Below are 20,020 nucleotides of genomic sequence, written 5' to 3' on the forward strand. Positions count from 1 at the left end.
GTATGGCCAGTCGTCCTTTTAGACACAAAAATGCCCCCTTCATAGTAGTAGAGAATTTTTATTATTTCTCTGTCTACTATGGAGGGAGCATATCAGTGTGTATCGGTTCTTTTTTTGTTTGTATATATATTTGTCCAAAATGTGAAAAATGTCGTAAAAAGACAGAAAATTAAGAGGATAAATATGGATGAAACGTTTCAAAATGATAACGTCTCAAAAAGGCTTTGTAATAGACATTCCAGTTTTTGTAGACGATAAATAAAAAACATTTGTTCTAAAATTTAAACTGATACAAAAGAACTGTTTATTAAAAATAGATCTTTATAACTATAAAACTTTACCAATAAAGTGTAGACTATCAATGGTCCTACCATTAAAATGATGTATAAGTGATTTTTTATATTGTCTGAAAATTAATCAAGATGTCGAAATACAAGGAATTGAGGTGTATTTATGGACTTGTTTTCCGGAACGATCAGTTCTCTTGAGAGAGGGCTGGACTATTCTGCAGTTAAGCAAAAAGTCATTGCAAATAATGTGGCGAATGTTGACACACCAGGCTATAAGTCTAAAGACGTAAGCTTCCACGCAATGTTACAGAATGAAATGAAACTGTCATCAAACCAATCGCAGAAAAATCCGCTGCATTTTGATCTGTCGAATCAGGATAGCGGTGGCACGAATATAAGCAGTCGTCCATACAGTGTCAGAGAAAACGGAAATGGCGTAGATATGGATAAAGAAATGGCGGATCTTGCTACAAATCAGATCTACTATAATTCACTGATATCAAGGATCAGCGGCAAATTCGGATCTCTGAACAGTGTAATCAGAGGAGGCGGACAGTAATGACAATGTTTCATTCAATGAATACAACTGCATCAGCTTTAACGACACAGCGTCTCAGAATGGATGTTATTTCATCTAATATGGCAAACATTGATACGACCAGAGCAACGCTTGAAAATGGCGAATGGCAGCCTTATAAGAGGAAATCTGTCGTATTAAAGCCTCAGGGCGATCACTTCTCATCATTTTTAAATACAGCGATGAACAGACCTTCTAACGCCGGAGAAGGTGTGACTGTGTCCAGAATTATTGAGGATAACGACACACCGGGTGAACTTTTGTACGATCCTGAGCATCCTGATGCAAATGAAGAAGGATACGTGGAAATGCCGAATGTGGATCCGCTGCGTGAGATGGTGGATCTAATGTCAGCTACACGGTCTTATGAAGGAAATGTAACAGTTTTTAATGCGAATAAATCCATGATGATGCAGGCGCTGCAGATTGGACGATCTTAAAACCTGAGAGGAAGATGAACTTTTGGCTATTCAACAGATCAATACGGCGGGGTTAAATTTATTAAGTCCGTCAGTTCCACAAAACTCAACAAAAATTTCTCCTTATAATGCTCAGCAGAATTTTGCTGCAATGTTAAAGGATTCTATTAATGAAGTAAATGCTGCACAAATTGAAAGTGATAAAATGACGACCCGGATGATCAACGGTGAAGACGTTGAACTTCATGATGTCATGATCGCTTCACAAAAAGCATCTGTATCTCTCAACCTGACAATGGAGATGAGAAACAAAGCAGTAGAAGCGTATCAGGAAATTATGAGAATGCCAGTATAACAAAGCAGATTTTCAATGTGAGACCGGAGGATTGTCATGAACGAGAGATTTAATCAGATTTTTTCGAGAGTTAAGACATTCACCGGCACTAGAACTAAAAAACAGTGGGCTTTGTTTGGCGGACTTGCAGCACTTATCATCTTAATAATTGTCTTTACAGCAATATTCACAACGAGACAGACGTTAGTGCCACTGTATAGTAACCTAACACCTTCAGAAACCGGAATGATTAAAGAAACACTTGATGGCAGAGGAATCCCTTCAGAAATAACAGAAGGCGGGACAGCCATTCTAGTACCCGAAGAGCAGGCGGAAAACTTAATGGTTGAACTGGCTGCTGAGGGAATTCCGAATACAGGGAATATAGATTACTCGTTTTTTAGTGATAATGCCGGTTTTGGTATGACAGATAATGAGTTTAAAGTCATGCATGTGGATGCAATGCAGACGGAAATAGCGACACTGCTGAAAAGTATTGATGGTGTACAGGACGCAACAGTGATGATCACAATTCCTGAACAGGGCGTATTTTTGAATGATAACCCAGAACAATCTTCAGCTTCTGTTGTGTTGAATACACAACCTGGTTATCAGTTTGATGAAGGACAGGTTCAGTCGCTTTACCATCTTGTTTCAAAAAGCGTACCGGACCTTCCTACTGAAAATATCGTTATTATGAATCAGTTTTTTGAGTACTTTGATATGAAGGATCAGAATTCATCACTTGCCGGTGTGAACCTGACAGATCAGATGGCACTTCAGCAGACGATAGAAAGAGATCTGCAGCGCCAGGTACAGATGATGCTTGGTTCACTTGTTGGTCAGGATAAAGTAGTTGTGAGTGTCTCAACTGATATTGATTTTGACCAGGAAAACCGTGAAGTGAATGAAGTTACCCCTGTAGATGAAGAAAATATGGAAGGCATTGAAGTCAGTGCAAGACGGATTAATGAAACGTTTGAAGGCACTGACGCAGCAGGCGGTGTACCTGAAGGCGAAGACCCTGCTGACAACCTGACAGGCTTTGTAGAAGGTGCCGGGGGCAACGGTGATTATGAACGTGAAGAAGAAACTGTAAATTATGAAGTAAACAGAATCAGAAGAGAAATCGTTGAGAGTCCGTACCGGATTCGTGACATTGGGTTCCAGGTAATGGTGGAACCGCCAAACCCTGATGATCCTGCATCACTTCCACCACAGACTGTAGCTGATATAGAAACGATGCTTGAAACGATTATCAGCACGTCTTTAGATGCAGATGTTTCAGCTGAACTGACGCCGGAAGAAATTGCAGATAAAGTGTTTGTTTCTGCACAGACGTTAAATGGCAGAGCGGACTTTGCTGAAGCAGAACCTACTCCTGTCATTCCATTATGGGCATATATCCTAGGAGGAGTACTGCTACTTGTAATTATCGGTCTGATCTTCTTCATTGTTCGTTCACGCAGACAGCAGGAAGTGATTGAAGAAGAAATGTTTGCTGAGGTACAGGAACCAATTGATGTGCCGGATGTGAATGATGAAAAAGAAACAGAAGGAACGCTGAAAAGAAAGCAGCTTGAAAAAATGGCGAAAGAAAAGCCTGAAGAGTTTGCTAAGCTGCTCAGATCCTGGATTGCAGATGAATAGGAGTGTTATAGGTGGCTAGAAGAGAAAAAGAATTAACCGGGAAACAAAAAGCAGCGATCCTGCTCATCTCCCTCGGCCCTGATGTAGCATCTTCTGTTTATAAACATCTGGATGAGGAAGAAATTGAGCGACTGACGCTGGAAATATCTGGTGTGAAAAAGGTAGAATCAGAAGTTAAGGAAGATATTTTAGAAGAATTTCATAATATTGCACTAGCGCAGGATTATATCTCTCAGGGCGGAATAGGTTATGCAAAGTCAGTGCTTGAGAAGGCATTGGGTGCTGACCAGGCTAGTGCAGTCATAAATAGACTGACGTCTTCGCTGCAGGTAAGACCGTTTGACTTCGCTAAGCGTGCTGATCCGATGCAAATCTTTAACTTTATTCAAAATGAGCATCCACAGACGATTGCCCTGATCTTATCGTACCTGAATCCGCAGCAGGCAGGTCAGATTCTCTCTAACCTGCCACAGGATGTACAGGCAGATATTGCAAAAAGAATTGCAATGATGGACAGTACAAGCCCTGAAGTGATCAGTGAAATTGAATCTGTACTGGAAAGAAAGCTCTCAAGTACAGTGCAGCAGGATCATACTGAAACGGGTGGAATAGAATCAGTCGTTGAAGTGCTGAACGGCGTTGACCGCGCAACAGAGAAGACAATTCTCGATTCACTTGAAATTCAGGACCCTGAACTTGCTGAAGAGATTAAAAAGAGAATGTTTGTATTTGAAGACATTGTTACACTCGATAACCGCTCTATCCAGCGTGTCATCAGAGACTGTGAAAATGAGGATCTGCTTCTTGCAATGAAGGTATCTGCAGATGATGTGAAAGATGTCTTGTTCAGAAACATGTCACAGCGTATGGCAGAGAACTTTAAAGAAGAGATGGAGTATATGGGACCTGTCAGACTGCGTGACGTTGAAGAAGCACAAAGCAGAATTGTTGCTGTGATCAGAAGACTTGAAGAATCAGGAGAAATTATTGTTGCCCGCGGCGGGGGAGATGATGTGATTGTCTAGAATCATAAAATCCGGTTTTGTCGGAGAAGTACAGGCTGCAGGTAAAGCCATTCCATTCAGACAGATCAATCCTGATATCACGCATTCAGATGATACTTTGTCCTGGACAGTCGAACAGGCAAGACGTGAATCGAATCGTCTTGTAATGGATGCAAGCGACCAGGCGCAAAAGCTGCTCGAAGATGTACACCAACAGACAGAGGAGATGCTTGCATCCATCGATCAGAAAAAAGAACAGTGGGCACAAGAGAAAGAACAGCTGCAAAAGCAGGCTTATGAAGAAGCTTTTGCTCAAGGCTATGAGGAAGGACGTAACAAGGGATACGATGACGTTTCTCACCTGATTGCAGAAGCACAGGAGGTCGTCGCATCAGCTAAAGGTACGCTGCAGGCTCATCTCGAAGAAAATGAATTAGTAATTTTGGAACTAGCTATGAGAGCGGCTGAGAAAATCCTGTCCCAAAAGCTTGAAGAATCACCTGAGAGTTTTCTTCCGATTGTAAAAAAAGGTGTGAAAGAAGCGCGTGAGATGAAAGAAGTGAAAATCTATACAGCAGTTCAGCAATTTTCATTTCTTCAGGAGGAAAGAGATGAACTGCTCGCTATTTTCCCGACTGATGTCAAGCTCTACATCTACCCTGAAGAAGAACTTGAACCGTATAAGTGCTTTATTGAAACGGCTAACGGACGGATCGATATCAGTATCGATACCCAGCTGACCGAACTGAAAGCCGGACTTTCTGAGATACTGGGGAGTATGAAATGAAAGCAGCAGAACTGATTCAGCATATATCATCTATTAAAACAGTCCGTCATTACGGCAAGGTTAAGAGAGTCATCGGATTAATGATCGAGTCACAGGGACCTGAAAGCTCAATAGGAGAAGTTTGTTACATACATGTACATTCAAGTGCAAGAAAACAGACAATCCGGATTAAAGCTGAAGTAGTAGGGTTTAAAGACGAAATGGTCGTGCTGATGCCTTTTACACACGTTCAGGATATTGCCCCCGGCTGTATTGTTGAAGCGAGCGGGAAACCACTTGAGATCAGTGTGGGAGAAGCACTGATCGGCAAAATTGTAGATCCGATGGGATATCCGATCGATGACAGCGTGCTTCCTGCAGGAATGAGACAGGTGGCGACAGAACAGGAACCGCCTAACCCGCTTACAAGACCGCCAATAGATGAAATTATGGAGGTCGGTGTGAAGGCAATTGACGGGATGCTCACTGTAGGAAAAGGTCAGAGAGTCGGAATCTTTGCAGGAAGCGGTGTCGGGAAAAGTACGCTGCTGGGTATGATTGCAAGGAATACTGAAGCGGACCTGAATGTGATTGCCCTGATCGGAGAGCGTGGGCGTGAAGTAAGAGAGTTCATCGAGCGGGATCTCGGTCCTGAAGGTGCAAAGAAAAGTATTATTATCGCTGCAACTTCCGACCAGCCGGCACTGATGAGAATCAAAGGAGCGCTGACGGCGACTGCAATTGCTGAATATTTCAGGGACCGCGGACTGAATGTCATGCTGATGATGGATTCCGTTACCCGCGTTGCAATGGCTCAGCGAGAAATCGGACTTGCAGTCGGAGAACCGCCTGCAACGAAAGGTTATACGCCTTCTGTATTCGGTCTATTGCCTAAGCTGCTTGAACGGACTGGCACAAACGAGCACGGCAGTATTACAGCTTTCTATACTGTACTCGTTGATGGTGACGATATGAATGAACCGATTGCCGATACAGTAAGAGGAATATTAGACGGCCATATCGTACTGGACCGCACAATTGCCAACAAAGGTCACTATCCGGCAATTAATGTGTTAAAAAGCGTCAGCCGTCTGATGAATCACCTTGTAGATAAAAAACATCTGAAAGCCGCTGAGAAAATGCGTGACATGATGAGTACGTATGAGCAGGCTGAAGATCTGATTAATATCGGGGCATACAAAAAAGGTTCTTCAAAAGAAATCGATGAAGCAATCAGATATCAGCCGGTGATCAAAAAGTTTTTGAAACAGTCAACTGATGAAAAAATACAGCTGTCTGATACAGCAGGGCAGTTAATCCAGTTATCAGAAAAAGGCGAGGGATCTTAAATGGCTTATCAATATCGATTTGAACGCGTGCTGACAGTAAGAGAGAGAGAAAAACAGGAAGCTGAAGACCGTTATAGGGATTCAGTTGATTCTTTTGAAAAAATGGCTCAAAAATTATATGAGCTGTTAAAAAAGAAAGAATTAATGGAAGAATCCCAGACGAACCAGATCCAGACCGGCATACCGGTACAATCACTCAGACATGGTCAGCAGTTTCTAACCAATATTGAAAAGAGCATCTCTTACCAGCAAAAGCTGGTGGTGGACGCGCGTACCAATATGCAGCGTCATGAGCACCGGCTGATGGAAAGAAATATTGAAGTTAAGAAATATGAAAAAATCAGGGAACATGATAAAAAGCGGTTTCTTGCAGAGCAGGAACAGGCTGACAGAGATCAGATGAACGAATTGTCTATCGCACAGTTTATGAACCGCAGAAACAGGTGATTTGAATGAAGCAAAAACAGCAAAAGCAATCCATCCGGAGTGAGGCTGAAGAGACAAAGTCACCCGGTAAGTTCCAGGTGTTTTTTCTGCTGATTTTTGTGCCTTTTCTCTTTCTGATCTTTATAGCGCTTATCGTGTTGTCGATTCTTGATATTAATATATTTGAAAAAGCAGAAGAAGCTGGTATCGACATTCCTTTTACAGGAGAAGAACAGCCTGCTGAAGAAGCGCCTGCGAACCCTGAAGAAAGAATCGTAAGCCTGCAGGCACAGATCGAAGAAAAAGAGGTACTGATTTCACGCCTTGAGCAGGAAATGGTCAGTCTAGAAGATGAAAATGACCTGCTGATAGAAGAACAGGAAAGGCTGCAGACAGAAATTGAACAGCTGCAAAATGAACAGGAATCAGCCGGCAGGGAATTTGCCGAAGTTGTATCGGTTTATGAAGATATGAAAGGCAGTGAAGCAGCACCGATCATCACCAATCTGAATGATGAAGATGCAATCAGAATCCTGTCAAATCTGTCAGCTGAAAATGTTGCAGAGATCTTTTCAGCCATGACTGCTGAAGAAGCTGCCCGGTACACTGAACTAATCTCAACGCGTACACAATAAAACTTGAAAGGAGGTGAAAACGAATTGATCGGAAATCTAACATTACAGGGTGTACAGGCACCCCAGCAGCTTGGAAGTGTAAAAGAATCATCACTTATGTCAGGCAGTACAGACTTCAGTCAAATCCTTGCAGGACTTGGCGAGAAAATTCCTGAACTGATTGAAAACAGTGAAGTATCAGGTCTTGAAACAATTTTGAGTCAGCTGAATGGGATAGCACAGTCTGAAGACCTGGCTGAATTCATGACTGAAGTAAAAGAGCTGTTCCCTGAAATCAAGCAGCTGTTCACACTGTTTTCAGAAGAGGAATTACTTGAGATGACACCGCAGGAACTGATGAGTGCAGCGGGGATCAGCCCTGAAGTTACTGAAGAGCTTTCTGATGTGTCGGCCGGGGAGATGGTGCAGGCAGTTATTAATCTGTTCGTAAAGCCGATGTCAGAGAAAGCAGAAAATGTAGAACCTCAGCTGAAAGAATCAAACATTCCGGATCCGGAACAGTTTGTCCGCCAGATTATTGAGCAGCTTCAAATTGTAAAACCTTCAGGTGAGCAACCTGCTAAAGAAACCAACAGTCAAGTTGCCCAGCCGATTGAAGCTTTAAAGCTACTTGCTTTAGTCAAGGGTCTGACACTGCTTCAGGAAAAACAGCCTATGCGGAATCAGGAAGTGTTGAAGCAGCAAAACAGTCAGCTTCAGCAGATTTTTGGCAGTATTCAAAAAGTATTTGAAGCAGTAGTTAAAGATATGAAGAACATCACGCCTGCTGAGCAGAAAGCTGAACAAAAGTCGCCTGAACTGCTTTTACTAAAAAATCGGACTGGTATTCAATTTACCCAGCTAATCGGTGAAAAAAACCAAAATGCTGATGTTTCTGTTAAACCTGAAACAGTGAAAAACGACCAGCAGATGATTAACCTGCAGTCACTTCAGCTTCAGAGCGCACCGGTTAAATGGTCGCTCCAGCCTGTAAAACAGCCCGACTCAGCGCAACAGCTGATGGAACAGTTCCAAAACATTATGCAAAAAGCAAAGTTCGGGAAAGTAAACGGGACTGAAAAGCTGATGATCAGACTTCAGCCGGAACATCTGGGGACACTCAAAATTGAGCTTCTTCAGAAAGACGGGATGATGACAGCGCGAATTATCGCTTCAACAGCGGTAGCGAAAGACATGATTGACTCACAGCTTCATCAGCTCAGACAGTCATTTACTTCCCAGCAGCTGCAGGTTGAAAAAATTGAGATCATGCAGACTCAGACTGAGACCAGACTTGATAAAGACGGTAAAAACGATCAGCAGACTGATCACCGTGACAGAGAGCACGATCAGCAAAGCGGACAGAATCAGTCAGAGGATGAACAGACTTCATTCCATGACATATTCTTAAACATTGAGGTGTAAATATTGGAAATAAAAGGTATTAACGAAGGTTTGTATTTATCTTCACTTGAAAAAAAGAAACTTGAAGCAAAAGATCAGGTAATGGGTAAAGATCAGTTTTTAAAATTGCTCATTGCTCAGCTTCAAAACCAGGATCCAACCCAGCCGATGGAAGATAAAGAGTTTATCTCACAGATGGCAAACTTCTCAAGCCTTGAACAGATGACTAATATGGCAACATCATTTGAAAAGTTTGCATCAATGCAGGAACAGACTGCACTGATTCAATACAATGAATTTGTCGGTAAAGAAGTAAAGTGGGACAAAATGGAGACAGTTGATGGGGAAGAAGTAGCGTCAAACGGTAAAGGCATTGTTGAAACCGTTAAGTTCAAAGGCGGTTCAGTTGAATTTACTCTTGAAGATGGTACAACGCTGACACCGGGTAACGTATCTGAAGTCAATAAAGGCGAACTGCAGGACTCACTTCAGCAGGCCAGCATGATGATTGGTAAAAAAGTGAGCTGGATGAAAGAAGATGAAGAGCTTGAAAGCACAGTCGTATCTGTATCAAGAAAAGACGGCGCAATCTGGCTGCACACAGCAGATGAACAGCGAATTACAGCTGATGAGCTGATTAAAATCGCACAGTAAAGGATTTGAGCATATGGAGCATATCCGATTTAACCCGATTCATACACCACCGGCTGCTCCTGTCAAAAAACAGATCAAGCAATCCGGGTTTGCAGATAAGCTTCAGCAGGTTATAGAGGGCGAGCTGAAATTCAGCAGACATGCAAATGAGAGATTAACAGCAAGAAATATTGAAATCACACCGGATCAGTGGCAAAGAGTAACGGATAAAGTAAATGAAGCAGACAGTAAAGGTGTAAAAGACTCACTCGTTCTGCTTGAACAGGCAGCACTCATTGTCAGCATTAAAAACCGTACAGTCGTCACTGCAATGGACAAGAAAGACTTAAACGACCAAATATTCACGGACATTGATGGCACCATCATTTTAGAATAGGCGGACCTTAGATAAAGGAGCCTTAGAGCCAGCTGACCGACAGAAGCGGCTCACGAAAGGGGAAAATTAACAATGATTCGTTCAATGTATTCAGGTATCGCAGGACTTAAAAACTTCCAGACAAAACTAGACGTAATTGGTAATAACATCGCAAACGTAAATACGTTTGGTTTTAAAAAGGGGCGCGTGACTTTTCAGGAAGCTATGAACCAGACGATTCAGGGTGCATCTGCTGCGCAGGAAGGCCGTGGAGGAAAGAACGCACTTCAAGTAGGTCTTGGTTCAGTAACGGCAACCATTGACAGTGTGCAGACACAGGCTTCACTACAGACAACAGGACGTTCACTTGACTTAGCGATTAACGGAGATGGGTTCTTCGTAGTATCAGCTCCAGGTGGACAAGATTTATATACACGCGGCGGTAATTTCTACCTTGACGAAAGTGGGCTGCTTGTAACTGGTGAGGGTTATAGAGTTCAGCAGTTTGTGAACGGTGTTCAGGAAGATATTGTGGTTAATAGTAGTGGAGTTATTCCGGCACAGGAAACAAACGAAATGAGTCTTTCAGGAAATTTAGCATCAAATGTAGTTGTAAGTGTAGCAAACCCATTTGTAAAAACTCAACAAATGAAAATAGTAGATAACGAGGGAACAGAGCATACAGTTGAAGTAAGAATGGAGAAAATGGCTGGAGATGATACTTGGGAATTAAGATTTACAAACCATGAACTTGAAGATCTAAATCCAGCAGTGGATAAATTTACAACTAAATATTTAAGCTTTAATGCTGATGGTGAGGCTAGTCTATATAACAATCGAGCTGATGCTGTTGGAGAAAATAACCCTGACAATTCAATAGAAGTATTACGTATGGATGGTACAGGAGCAGCTTATGAGGATATGTTTTTAGGTGCACCTAACCCTATGGTGGTGAATCTTGAAAACCTCACAAATAACGAAGGTGAAATTTCAGCTCAAATGGGAGCGAACGGTAACCTTGAAGGGACACTGGACAGCTTCAGTGTATCAGCAGGCGGCGCAATCAACGCTGTTTACTCTAATGGACAGGTTCGTGAAATGGCGACTCTATCAATTGCCAGATTCAACAACCCATCCGGCCTTGTGAAGATTGGCAATAACGTATTCCAGGAGTCAGTAAACTCTGGTGTTGCTAACGTTGGAACATCAGCTGATGCTGGTGGGACGATTTCTTCCGGCGCACTCGAAATGTCCAACGTCGATCTTTCAGAGGAATTCACTGAAATGATCACAGCGCAGCGTGGATTCCAGGCGAATACGCGTATTATTACAACATCTGATCAAATCTTAGAAGAACTTGTTAATCTGAAGCGATAATCCGTGTGAGGGGGTGACGGCGCCTTCCTGAAGATATGAAGGCGCCGGCTTTTATGATTTATGTAAAAAGGCTCAATGGCAAGGAATTTATGATTAATGCAATTTATATCGAAACAGTAGAGGCTTTTCCTGACACCACGATTACGCTGACGAATGGTAAGAAATATATTGTTCAAGATTCAATGGCGGATGTGAAAAGTAAAATTACTGATTTTTACCGTTCCATACACGTATTGAATATGACTCATTTAAGGGAGGATGATGCAGATGAAGAATAAGCTGCTGTTAACAATGCTCATCATTCTCGTATCGATTACGCTGCTGGGTATTATCTTTTTAGTTGTGACAAATCAGCTTGCGGGTGATGGAGAAGAGGAAGAGGAAGAAGTAAAACTGTCTGCAGATGAAATTGTGGAAGCGACAGTTGAAATACCGGAAGTAACCACAAATATCGGTGGAAGCAGCTTTGCGCGAGTGTCTATGTCTATTCAGACAGACAGTAAAGATGCTGCTGAAGAGTTAAAAAAACTCGAATTTCAGGTGAAAGATATTTTAATAGATGAACTGCTTGAAATGAATAAGGCTGACCTTGAAGGCAGCGCGGGAAAAAATGCGTTTGAAGACGTAGTGAAAAACCGTGTGGATGAGCTCATTCAAAAAGGTGAAGTCATTCAGGTTTATACGACATCAATTGTCGTTCAATAATGAAAGATGCAGATGGACGGAGGTGAAATTGCGTGGCTGGAGATATTCTCTCGCAAAATGAAATAGATGCATTATTATCAGCCATCTCAACAGGTGAGATGTCAGCGGAAGAGATCAAAAAGGAAGAGCAGGAAAAAAAGGTTAAAGTCTATGACTTTAAACGGGCACTGAGGTTTTCAAAAGATCAGATCAGAAGTATTTCAAGAATCCATGAAAACTTTGCCAGACTGCTCACAACGTTTTTCTCTGCCCAGCTCCGGACATATGTTCAAATAAATGTGGCATCAGTTGATCAGATTCCCTATGAGGAATTCATCCGCTCTGTCCCAAAGATGACGATTCTGAATGTGTATGAAGTGCCGCCGCTTGATGGGAAAATTCTGATGGAGATCAATCCAAATATCGCTTATGCAATGATGGATCGAATTCTTGGCGGACATGGCTCAAGTGTCAGCAAGATTGATAACCTGACAGAAATAGAAACGAAGTTAATGTCCACACTGTTTGAAAGAGCTTTTGATAACTTAAGAGAAGCATGGGGAAATGTTGCTGAAATTGATCCGATTTTAACGGACTTTGAAGTAAACCCGCAATTTCTTCAGGTAATATCACCGAATGAAACAGTGGTTGTAATATCGCTAAATACAGTTGTCGGTGAGACGACGGGTATGATGAATATCTGCCTGCCTCATGTGGTCTTAGAACCAATTATGCCGAATCTCTCAATCAAGCACTGGATGCAGTCTCAGAAAAAAGAGTTGATTCCTGAAGAACAGCTGCAGCTTGAAAAGCGTGTTAAAAAAGCAGACTTGCCGATATCAGCTGAACTTGGAACTTCCATGCTTGCGATTGAAGAGTTCTTGATGCTTGAAGTCGGTGATGTACTTGAATTGAATCACCGCTTCGATGACCCGGTTGTACTGAAGATCGGCGATGTGCCGAAATTCATCGCGCAGCCTGGTCAGCTCGGGAAAAAGATTGGTGTTCAAATTATTGATGAAGTGAAAGGAGGAGAGGACGATGATGAGTGATGACATGCTCTCCCAAGATGAGATAGATGCGTTGCTGAATGGCAGCGCTGATGATGAACCTGAAACAGAAGAAAGCACTCCATCTGAACAATTGGATGAGGTGGCCATTGATGCGCTCGGTGAAATAGGCAATATATCTTTCGGAAGTTCAGCGACAGCACTTTCTACGCTGTTAAATCAGAAAGTTGATATTACAACTCCGACTGTAACCGTGGTGAAGACTGAAGATATTTCAAATTCGTTTCCTCATCCTTCCGTCGCAATTAATGTGCATTATACAGAAGGATTAAAAGGAAATAACCTGCTAGTGATCAAGCAGTCTGATGCAGCTGTCATTGCTGACCTGATGCTTGGTGGAGATGGAACAAATCCATCAGATGACCTCGGTGAAATTCAGCTGAGCGCTGTGCAGGAAGCAATGAATCAGATGATGGGATCTGCGTCCACTTCAATGTCAACGATCTTTGGTGTTAAGGTGGATATTTCACCTCCAAGCATTGATCTGATGGACCTTGAAAATAAAGCTGGCATGGAAAACCTGCCGGATGAAGAATATGTCATTCAGGTATCGTTTAATTTACGGATTGGTACTCTGATAGATTCTAATATTATGCAGTTGATTCCACTTGAGTTTGGTCAGTCGCTTGTACAGCAGCTGATGGGCGGTGGAGGACAGGCCGCAGCTGAGAATGAAGCGGCAGCATCGGCGCCTGTAGCAGAAAGACCTGCAGCAGAGAGTCAGGCAGCACCTGAGCGCAGTGAATCAGTCCCGCAAACGCAAAGAGACCCTGAGCCTTCAAGATTACCAGAAGACACAGGTGTTCAGCTTAATAGAGACCGTGCTCCTGAAAGATCAGTAGATGTTCAGCCGGCACAATTTACACAGTTTGACAGTCCTGGTCTTAGTGCAGGAGAGTCAAGAAACCTGAATCTTCTGCTTGATATTCCGCTTCAGGTAACTGTAGAGCTTGGCCGAACAAAGCGCTCTGTTCAGGAGATTCTTGAATTGACATCAGGTTCGATCATTGAGCTTGATAAACTTGCAGGAGAACCGGTTGATATATTAGTGAATAACCGACTCATTGCTAAAGGTGAAGTGGTTGTTATCGAAGAAAACTTCGGAGTAAGGCTGACGGATATTGTCAGTAAGTCAGACCGTTTAAATAAATTACGCTAATATAGCTGGGGGTAAAATGACATGGCGAAGAAAATCTTAATTGTAGACGATGCAGCATTCATGCGCATGATGATCAAGGATATCTTAACAAAGAACGGATTTGAAGTAGTTGGTGAGGCTGCTGACGGTGCACAGGCAGTAGAAAAATTCAAGGAAACGTCACCGGACCTTGTAACGATGGATATTACAATGCCTGAAATGGATGGTATTACAGCGTTAAAAGAAATCAAAAAAATTGACGGTTCTGCAAAAATTATCATGTGTTCAGCAATGGGTCAGCAGGCAATGGTAATTGATGCCATCCAGGCTGGTGCAAAAGACTTTATTGTAAAGCCGTTCCAGGCTGACCGCGTGATTGAGGCAATTTCTAAAGCGATAGGTTGATGGGTATGTTTCAAAAATTATTCGTTGTTCTCCTTCTGTTGGCGGTTTTAACAGGGGGAGAGCAAATTTTATTTGCAAGTCCGGGGAATGTTTCAGATTGTATGGGCGATAATCCGTCTGAGGAATGCGCTGAACAGGAAGTACCCGCACTTGGAGAAGAAAGTGAACCGGAGGGCATTAACGTCTGGACATTTGTCAGGCTAATCGGTGCGCTTGCTCTGGTCATTATTCTATTGTACGCACTGCTGAAGTTCGTAAACAGTAAAACAAAAAACTACCAGCAGAGTAGACTGATTAAAAATATGGGCGGAACAACGCTTGGCGGGAACCGTTCAGTTCAGATCGTAAAAATTGCAGACAGTTATTATGTGCTGGGTGTCGGTGAGGATGTGAATCTGATCAAAGAGATCACTTCGCCTGAAGAAATGGCTGAGCTGGAATCATATTTTGATCAGGATCAACCACTTGCAGAAAGTCCTGTGATTGGTTTAATCGGAAAAATGAAAAATAGAAAATCTGGCCGGAAGACAGACGATCAGCAGTCATTTGGCAGCCTGTTTAAGGATCAGTTGGATCAGCATCATGCAGAACGCAAGAAAGTGTTCGAAAGAGTAAAAAGCAAGGAGCGTAATGAAGATGGATGAGTTCATACAGTTTTTTAATGACAGTCCTCCCGATGATGTAGCAACTTCAGTCAGATTGCTGCTGTTGCTGACTGTCCTGTCACTGGCACCGGGTATATTGATTTTGATGACTTCATTTACGCGAATTGTCATTGTACTATCATTTGTCAGAACGTCACTCGCAACGCAGCAGATGCCGCCAAACCAGGTAATTGTAGGACTTGCACTTTTTTTAACCTTTTTCATTATGGCGCCTGTTATGAGTGAAGTGAATGACAGGGCATTAACACCCTTATTTAATGAAGAAATAGATCTTGAAACCGCTTATGAGGAAGCTTCCATTCCATTTAAGGATTTTATGAGTCAGCATACACGGCAAAAAGATCTGGAACTGTTTTTAAGTTATACAGAAGCTGAAAGGCCAGAAACCATACAGGATATTCCACTGACGGTCATGGTACCTGCTTTTGCATTAAGTGAAATTAAAACCGCATTCCAAATGGGTTTTATGGTGTTTATACCGTTTCTGGTGATTGATATGGTTGTTGCATCAGTCCTGATGTCAATGGGGATGATGATGCTTCCGCCGGTAATGATTTCATTGCCTTTTAAAATCCTGCTGTTTATTCTTGTAGACGGCTGGTATCTCGTCATGCAGTCATTGCTGCAGAGCTTTTAGGTGGGTGAATTGAAATGAATGGAGAAATGGTTATTGCCATAGCAGAGCGCGGCGTCTGGATCACGCTGATTATCAGCCTGCCTTTAATGCTTGTTGCATTAGTCGTCGGTCTGCTGGTCAGTATATTTCAGGCAACCACGCAGATCCAGGAACAGACGCTTGCATTTATTCCGAAGATTATAGCAGTTATGGTGGCACTGATTTTTTTCGGACCCTGGATGCTGACACAGCTTGTCAGTTATGCCTCGGATATTTTCACTAATCTTACTAGGTATATCGGTTAAATGATGGAAGAATTATACCCCAGACTGACAATTTTACTACTTATTATCGTCAGATTGTCAGCTTTCTTTGTGACAATGCCGTTATTTTCCCACCGTACGATCCCGGCAACGCACAGGATCGGGCTGGCTATACTGCTTTCATGGATGATGTATTACACCCTGGATGCAGAACCGTTTGATATAAACGGTGAATACATTTTACTCATTATTAAAGAAGCTGCAGTCGGACTGTTTCTTGGATTGATCGCGTATATTATTCTCTCAGCTATTCAGATCGGTGGTAACTTTATAGATTTCCAGATGGGTTTTGCGATGGCGAATGTGATTGACCCGCAGACAGGTGCGCAGAGTCCGCTGATTGGTCAGTATTTATACACGCTGGCACTTTTGCTGCTCCTTGCACTCAATGGGCATCACCTCATACTTGATGGAATCTTTTTCAGCTATCAGTATATACCGCTTGATCAGGTCACCCTTGGATTTGGAGACCCTATGACAGCTGAACTCATTATTAAAGCTTTTTCAGCAACTTTTGTTATTGCCTTTCAGATGGCAGCACCAGTTGTTGCTACATTGTTTCTGGTTGATATTGCTCTTGGGATTGTTGCGAGAACATCACCGCAGTTCAATATTTTTGTAATCGGTTTTCCGATTAAGATCACGGTTGCATTTATCGTGTTAATCGTAACTATGGGTGTAACATTTCAGGTGATTCAGCGGCTTTTTGACCTGATCTTTGTAGTGATGAGAGATTTAATGATCACGCTGGGAGGCTGATAGATAATGAGACTGAGGCTTGACCTGCAGTATTTTGCAGGCGAAAAAACCGAAAAAGCCACCCCGAAAAAGAGACAGGATTCCCGGAAAAAAGGGGAAGTTGCAAAAAGCCAAGACGTGAATACAGCTTTTATACTGTTCAGTGTATTTTTCTTTCTATTTTTTGCAGGTGGATGGTTTAAGGAGAGAATGCTGAATCTGGTTGCTGTACCACTGATGGATTATATCAAACGCCCAGTTACACCTGATACTGCAGTAATTGTATATACGGAGATGCTTTCTGAGGTTGCATGGATTGTCCTGCCGATTATGGCAGTGGCAGCTGTTGGCGGGATTGTGGGGAACTACCTCCAGATTGGTTTTTTAATCTCAACTGATCCACTGAAACCTAAGTTGTCAAAGCTTGACCCTATTAAAGGTTTAAAAAGAATTTTCTCTGCAAGAGCACTTGTGGAGCTTGCAAAATCTGTGTTGAAAATTTCATTAGTCGGAATGACAACATTCCTTGTATTGTGGTTCAGTATTGAAGATGTACTAGAACTTTCATTACTGCCTGTTGAATCTACATTACAGGTAGCAGGCAGTCTGACTGTCCAGATGGGGCTTATTGCTTCTACACTTCTGGTAATATTAGCAATTCTTGATTACTTATATCAAAAATACGATTTTGAAAAAAATATCCGAATGTCCAAGCAGGACCTTAAAGATGAATACAAAAACACGGAAGGTGACCCGCTGATTAAGTCGAAAATTAAACAGCGGCAAAGGGAGATGGCAATGAAACGGATGATGTCTGAAGTGCCGGACGCTGATGTTGTCATTACAAACCCGACTCACTATGCGATTGTTTTGAAATATAAAGACGGGGAGTTTGAAGCACCGGTAGTTGTAGCAAAAGGTGTGGACTTTCTCGCTCAGAAGATAAAAACCATAGCAAAAGAAAATGATGTAATTGCTGTTGAAAACCGCCCGCTTGCAAGAGCGCTGTATGATCAGGCGGAGATCGGAGACCCGATTCCGGAGGAGTTTTTCAAGGCTGTTGCTGAAATACTTGCTTATGTATACCGGATAAAAAACAAAGTGTAATGCTTGAAAGGGGACCGGCATGAAAGGAAAAGATTTAGCAATACTCGCCAGTGTCATACTTATTATTGCCATGTTGGTTATCCCACTTCCATCGTGGATGCTGAGTGTTTTCATTATCATTAATATAACACTTGGTCTGATTGTTTTGCTGACCTCAATGAATATGAAAGAGCCGCTTGAATTTGCGATCTTTCCATCACTGATCCTGCTGTTAACACTGTTCAGGCTTGGTCTGAATGTGTCAACTACCCGTGCCATTCTCAGCAGAGGGGAAGCAGGAGGAGTTGTTGAAACCTTTGGTACATTCGTTACCGGTGGAAACATTTTAGTTGGTATTGTCGTATTTATTATCTTGATTATTATCCAGTTTATCGTTATTACTAAGGGTGCTGAGCGTGTATCTGAAGTTGCGGCTCGTTTTACACTTGATGCGATGCCGGGTAAACAGATGAGTATCGATGCAGACTTAAATGCCGGTATGATCTCAGAGGTTGAAGCGAGAGAACGCCGTGAGAAAGTAGGGCGTGAAGCAGACTTTTATGGTGCCATGGATGGTGCCACGAAGTTCGTAAAAGGAGATGCAATTGCCGGTATTATTATTGTAATGATTAACCTCATAATGGGAATGGTAATCGGTATCGTGCAGATGGGGATGACACTAGCAGATTCAGCTAATCAGTTTTCGCTGCTGACAGTTGGTGACGGAATTGTCTCGCAAATTCCTGCCCTTTTAATCTCAACAGCTACCGGTATTGTTGTAACGCGTGCTGCTTCTGACGGAAACCTCGGTCAGGATATCACATCACAGCTGTTCTCGTTTGGTCCAATCATGTATGTTGCAGGTGCTACAATTGCCCTTTTAGGTATATTCACACCGATTAGTAATATTTTAACACTTCCAATTGCTCTGATTCTCGTAATAGGTGGATATACGTTATCCAAAGCGAAGAAGCTTGAAACTGAAGAGTTTACTGAAACGGAAGAAGAAACAGCAACTGATGAAATGAAGAGTCCGGAAAGCGTAGTCAGTCTGTTGAATGTAGATCAGATAGAATTTGAATTCGGCTACGGCCTGATTCCTCTTGCTGATGCCAATCAGGGAGGGGATCTGTTAGATCGAATCGTTATGATCAGACGTCAGCTGGCACTTGAGCTTGGTCTTGTCATTCCGGTCGTCCGTATCAGAGATAATATTCAGCTTCAGCCGAATGAGTACCGTCTGAAAATTAAGGGTAATGAAGTGGCAAAAGGAGAACTGCTGCTAGATCACTATCTGGCGATGAGTCCGGGTGATGAGGATTCTATTGAAGGAATCGATACAATCGAGCCTTCTTTCGGTTTACCTGCTAAATGGATCGATGAATCTGTGAAGGATCAGGCAGAGATGCTCGGTTACACAGTAGTTGACCCGCCGTCAGTTGTTTCAACTCATATCACTGAGATGATTAAAGGGCATGCACATGAACTGTTAGGCCGTCAGGAAACCAAACAGCTTGTGGATCACCTGCAGGAATCCTATCCGATACTCGTAGAGGAAGTGACACCATCTCCACTAAGCGTGGGGGATGTTCAGAAAGTACTGTCAAAGCTTTTGCGTGAAAATGTATCAATCAGGAATCTGCCGATTATCTTTGAAACACTTGCGGACTACGCAAGAATGACGTCTGATACAGACGTACTTGCTGAATATGTGAGACAGTCACTTGCAAAACAGATTACAAGTCAGTTTGCGGATCCTGGAGATACGCTGAAAGTGATCACATTGTCAGGCCGTGTTGAAAAGCTGACTGCAGATAACGTGCAGCAGACTGAGCATGGTAATTACCTGTCACTAGATCCAAATGATTCACAGCGGATTCTTGAATCAATGGCCCAGCAGATCGAACAGCTGTCAATGACTGAGCAGACACCGATTGTACTGTGTTCACCTGCAGTCAGAATGTATATTAGACAGCTTACTGAAAGGTATTTCCCTCAAATACCAATTTTATCTTATAATGAATTAGAAGCGAATGTCGAAGTCCAAAGCGTCGGGGTGGTGAATATAGATTGAAG

Annotated in this window: 24 protein-coding genes; all 24 read left to right on the forward strand. The window is 42.5% G+C overall.

Features of this window, described 5'->3' with window-relative positions; all coding sequences use genetic code 11:
- Window positions 1-453 precede the first annotated feature (453 nt).
- Window positions 454-849, forward strand: a complete 396-nt coding sequence (gene flgB, locus JOD21_RS12415) for a flagellar basal body rod protein FlgB (RefSeq protein ID WP_204729924.1) — start codon at window positions 454-456, stop codon at window positions 847-849.
- Window positions 849-1,307, forward strand: a complete 459-nt coding sequence (gene flgC, locus JOD21_RS12420) for a flagellar basal body rod protein FlgC (RefSeq protein WP_204729925.1) — start codon at window positions 849-851, stop codon at window positions 1,305-1,307. The genes flgB and flgC overlap by 1 nt, the downstream gene beginning before the upstream one ends.
- A 22-nt stretch (window positions 1,308-1,329) precedes the next feature.
- On the forward strand, window positions 1,330-1,641 hold the full coding sequence (gene fliE, locus JOD21_RS12425) for a flagellar hook-basal body complex protein FliE (protein WP_084218648.1): 312 nt from the start codon (window positions 1,330-1,332) through the stop codon (window positions 1,639-1,641).
- A 36-nt stretch (window positions 1,642-1,677) separates the two neighbouring features.
- Window positions 1,678-3,270, forward strand: coding sequence for a flagellar basal-body MS-ring/collar protein FliF (fliF, locus tag JOD21_RS12430; RefSeq protein WP_204729926.1), 1,593 nt, complete (start codon window positions 1,678-1,680; stop codon window positions 3,268-3,270).
- An 11-nt stretch (window positions 3,271-3,281) separates the two neighbouring features.
- A complete protein-coding gene (gene fliG / locus JOD21_RS12435; RefSeq protein WP_204729927.1) occupies window positions 3,282-4,295 on the forward strand; it encodes a flagellar motor switch protein FliG in 1,014 nt (337 codons plus the stop codon).
- Complete coding sequence (fliH, locus tag JOD21_RS12440) at window positions 4,288-5,061, forward strand: flagellar assembly protein FliH (RefSeq protein ID WP_204729928.1); 774 nt, start codon at window positions 4,288-4,290, stop codon at window positions 5,059-5,061. Before fliG ends, fliH begins: the two co-directional genes overlap by 8 nt.
- Window positions 5,058-6,389, forward strand: a complete 1,332-nt coding sequence (fliI, locus tag JOD21_RS12445; protein ID WP_204729929.1) for a flagellar protein export ATPase FliI — start codon at window positions 5,058-5,060, stop codon at window positions 6,387-6,389. Before fliH ends, fliI begins: the two co-directional genes overlap by 4 nt.
- Complete coding sequence (gene fliJ, locus JOD21_RS12450; protein ID WP_041122398.1) at window positions 6,390-6,836, forward strand: flagellar export protein FliJ; 447 nt, start codon at window positions 6,390-6,392, stop codon at window positions 6,834-6,836.
- Window positions 6,837-6,841: 5 nt separating this feature from the next.
- Complete coding sequence (locus tag JOD21_RS12455; RefSeq protein ID WP_204729930.1) at window positions 6,842-7,450, forward strand: MotE family protein; 609 nt, start codon at window positions 6,842-6,844, stop codon at window positions 7,448-7,450.
- 24 nt (window positions 7,451-7,474) lie between these two features.
- A complete protein-coding gene (locus JOD21_RS12460) occupies window positions 7,475-8,854 on the forward strand; it encodes a flagellar hook-length control protein FliK (RefSeq protein WP_204729931.1) in 1,380 nt (459 codons plus the stop codon).
- A 3-nt stretch (window positions 8,855-8,857) separates the two neighbouring features.
- Window positions 8,858-9,487, forward strand: coding sequence for a flagellar hook assembly protein FlgD (gene flgD, locus JOD21_RS12465; RefSeq protein ID WP_239581575.1), 630 nt, complete (start codon window positions 8,858-8,860; stop codon window positions 9,485-9,487).
- A gap of 13 nt (window positions 9,488-9,500) precedes the next feature.
- Window positions 9,501-9,863: a TIGR02530 family flagellar biosynthesis protein gene (locus JOD21_RS12470; RefSeq protein WP_204729932.1), complete on the forward strand. Its 363-nt coding sequence runs from the start codon at window positions 9,501-9,503 to the stop codon at window positions 9,861-9,863.
- A gap of 72 nt (window positions 9,864-9,935) precedes the next feature.
- Window positions 9,936-11,219 carry a flagellar basal-body rod protein FlgF gene (gene flgF, locus JOD21_RS12475; RefSeq protein WP_204729933.1) on the forward strand — a complete coding sequence of 428 codons (1,284 nt, stop codon included), beginning with the start codon at window positions 9,936-9,938 and terminating at the stop codon, window positions 11,217-11,219.
- Between the two features lie 53 nt (window positions 11,220-11,272).
- A complete protein-coding gene (locus JOD21_RS12480; RefSeq protein ID WP_204729934.1) occupies window positions 11,273-11,497 on the forward strand; it encodes a flagellar FlbD family protein in 225 nt (74 codons plus the stop codon).
- Window positions 11,487-11,924, forward strand: coding sequence for a flagellar basal body-associated protein FliL (gene fliL, locus JOD21_RS12485; RefSeq protein WP_204729935.1), 438 nt, complete (start codon window positions 11,487-11,489; stop codon window positions 11,922-11,924). The genes JOD21_RS12480 and fliL overlap by 11 nt, the downstream gene beginning before the upstream one ends.
- 32 nt (window positions 11,925-11,956) lie before the next feature.
- On the forward strand, window positions 11,957-12,955 hold the full coding sequence (gene fliM / locus JOD21_RS12490; protein WP_204729936.1) for a flagellar motor switch protein FliM: 999 nt from the start codon (window positions 11,957-11,959) through the stop codon (window positions 12,953-12,955).
- Entirely contained in the window at window positions 12,948-14,132 is a 1,185-nt protein-coding gene (gene fliY, locus JOD21_RS12495) for a flagellar motor switch phosphatase FliY (protein WP_380270055.1), read from the forward strand. Before fliM ends, fliY begins: the two co-directional genes overlap by 8 nt.
- 21 nt (window positions 14,133-14,153) lie before the next feature.
- Window positions 14,154-14,516 carry a response regulator gene (locus tag JOD21_RS12500; RefSeq protein WP_041122406.1) on the forward strand — a complete coding sequence of 121 codons (363 nt, stop codon included), beginning with the start codon at window positions 14,154-14,156 and terminating at the stop codon, window positions 14,514-14,516.
- A gap of 5 nt (window positions 14,517-14,521) precedes the next feature.
- Complete coding sequence (locus JOD21_RS12505; protein ID WP_204729938.1) at window positions 14,522-15,160, forward strand: flagellar biosynthetic protein FliO; 639 nt, start codon at window positions 14,522-14,524, stop codon at window positions 15,158-15,160.
- Window positions 15,153-15,818, forward strand: coding sequence for a flagellar type III secretion system pore protein FliP (gene fliP / locus JOD21_RS12510; RefSeq protein WP_041122408.1), 666 nt, complete (start codon window positions 15,153-15,155; stop codon window positions 15,816-15,818). Before JOD21_RS12505 ends, fliP begins: the two co-directional genes overlap by 8 nt.
- 14 nt (window positions 15,819-15,832) lie before the next feature.
- On the forward strand, window positions 15,833-16,102 hold the full coding sequence (gene fliQ, locus JOD21_RS12515; RefSeq protein WP_041122409.1) for a flagellar biosynthesis protein FliQ: 270 nt from the start codon (window positions 15,833-15,835) through the stop codon (window positions 16,100-16,102).
- Between the two features lie 3 nt (window positions 16,103-16,105).
- Window positions 16,106-16,879 carry a flagellar biosynthetic protein FliR gene (gene fliR, locus JOD21_RS12520; RefSeq protein WP_204730014.1) on the forward strand — a complete coding sequence of 258 codons (774 nt, stop codon included), beginning with the start codon at window positions 16,106-16,108 and terminating at the stop codon, window positions 16,877-16,879.
- Window positions 16,880-16,885: 6 nt separating this feature from the next.
- Entirely contained in the window at window positions 16,886-17,965 is a 1,080-nt protein-coding gene (gene flhB / locus JOD21_RS12525; RefSeq protein ID WP_204729939.1) for a flagellar biosynthesis protein FlhB, read from the forward strand.
- Window positions 17,966-17,984: 19 nt separating this feature from the next.
- Window positions 17,985-20,018, forward strand: a complete 2,034-nt coding sequence (gene flhA / locus JOD21_RS12530; RefSeq protein ID WP_204729940.1) for a flagellar biosynthesis protein FlhA — start codon at window positions 17,985-17,987, stop codon at window positions 20,016-20,018.
- Window positions 20,019-20,020 lie beyond the last annotated feature (2 nt).

Origin of the sequence: Jeotgalibacillus terrae, assembly GCF_016908195.1 — a bacterium.
Classification (GTDB): Bacteria; Bacillota; Bacilli; order Bacillales; family Jeotgalibacillaceae; genus Jeotgalibacillus; species Jeotgalibacillus terrae.

Coding starts and splice junctions, on each gene's coding strand:
- flhB (WP_204729939.1), top strand. CDS start 16,886: ATGAGACTGAGGCTTGACCTGCAGTATTTTGCAGGCGAAAAAACCGAA.
- JOD21_RS12470 (WP_204729932.1), top strand. CDS start 9,501: ATGGAGCATATCCGATTTAACCCGATTCATACACCACCGGCTGCTCCT.
- JOD21_RS12505 (WP_204729938.1), top strand. CDS start 14,522: ATGTTTCAAAAATTATTCGTTGTTCTCCTTCTGTTGGCGGTTTTAACA.
- flgF (WP_204729933.1), top strand. CDS start 9,936: ATGATTCGTTCAATGTATTCAGGTATCGCAGGACTTAAAAACTTCCAG.
- flhA (WP_204729940.1), top strand. CDS start 17,985: ATGAAAGGAAAAGATTTAGCAATACTCGCCAGTGTCATACTTATTATT.
- fliL (WP_204729935.1), top strand. CDS start 11,487: ATGAAGAATAAGCTGCTGTTAACAATGCTCATCATTCTCGTATCGATT.
- JOD21_RS12455 (WP_204729930.1), top strand. CDS start 6,842: ATGAAGCAAAAACAGCAAAAGCAATCCATCCGGAGTGAGGCTGAAGAG.
- flgC (WP_204729925.1), top strand. CDS start 849: ATGACAATGTTTCATTCAATGAATACAACTGCATCAGCTTTAACGACA.
- fliF (WP_204729926.1), top strand. CDS start 1,678: ATGAACGAGAGATTTAATCAGATTTTTTCGAGAGTTAAGACATTCACC.
- JOD21_RS12480 (WP_204729934.1), top strand. CDS start 11,273: ATGATTTATGTAAAAAGGCTCAATGGCAAGGAATTTATGATTAATGCA.
- fliY (WP_380270055.1), top strand. CDS start 12,948: ATGAGTGATGACATGCTCTCCCAAGATGAGATAGATGCGTTGCTGAAT.
- fliI (WP_204729929.1), top strand. CDS start 5,058: ATGAAAGCAGCAGAACTGATTCAGCATATATCATCTATTAAAACAGTC.
- JOD21_RS12500 (WP_041122406.1), top strand. CDS start 14,154: ATGGCGAAGAAAATCTTAATTGTAGACGATGCAGCATTCATGCGCATG.
- fliQ (WP_041122409.1), top strand. CDS start 15,833: ATGAATGGAGAAATGGTTATTGCCATAGCAGAGCGCGGCGTCTGGATC.
- fliP (WP_041122408.1), top strand. CDS start 15,153: ATGGATGAGTTCATACAGTTTTTTAATGACAGTCCTCCCGATGATGTA.
- fliJ (WP_041122398.1), top strand. CDS start 6,390: ATGGCTTATCAATATCGATTTGAACGCGTGCTGACAGTAAGAGAGAGA.
- flgB (WP_204729924.1), top strand. CDS start 454: ATGGACTTGTTTTCCGGAACGATCAGTTCTCTTGAGAGAGGGCTGGAC.
- fliR (WP_204730014.1), top strand. CDS start 16,106: ATGGAAGAATTATACCCCAGACTGACAATTTTACTACTTATTATCGTC.